This window comes from Bacillus sp. LR--39, from assembly GCF_053613335.1.
On the sequence record NZ_JBSIOT010001250.1, the window covers coordinates 1 to 589 of the forward strand.

A 589-nucleotide genomic window follows, 5' to 3' on the forward strand; every position below is an offset into this window, starting at 1 on the left:
TTTCACAGACGGTCTCGGCGGAAATGCCACCGTTGCAGTCAGCTACGCCATGCTTGGCGCGTTTGCCGCCGCTTTGACGAAAACGGGTCTTCCGGACGCAATGGTGGAAGCCTCTGTTAAATTAATCGGAAATAAAGAAGATTCTCGAAAAAAAGCACTGTCTAAGGTGCTGATTGTGCTGATTATTTTAATTGTATCTTGTTTTTCGCAAAACGTCGTTCCGGTTCACATCGCGTTTATTCCGGTGCTGATTCCGCCGCTTTTGAAAATCTTTAATGAACTTGAAATGGACCGCCGTCTGATCGCGTGTTTAATTACATTTGGCTTAACGGCTCCTTATATTTTGCTTCCGGTCGGTTTCGGCCAAATCTTCCAAGGCATGCTGAAGGACAATATGGCGGATGCCGGGTTAAACGTTCCGCTTGCTGATATTCCGTACGCACTGATTATTCCAGTTGCAGGTATGGTTGTCGGCCTTATTTTATCAGTGATCGTATACCGTAAACCGAAACAATATGAAACAAAAGACATTTCATGTGCAGAAGCATCGCCATATACGAGAAAAAGCATTGGTATCGCGGTTCTAGCC

At 45.3% G+C, this 589-nt stretch carries 1 protein-coding gene; it reads left to right on the plus strand.

Annotation, left to right across the window (positions count from 1 at the left end):
• A partial coding sequence (locus ACWHAR_RS29755) for a Na+/H+ antiporter NhaC family protein (RefSeq protein ID WP_452088774.1) occupies positions 1–589 on the plus strand: 589 nt, incomplete at both ends.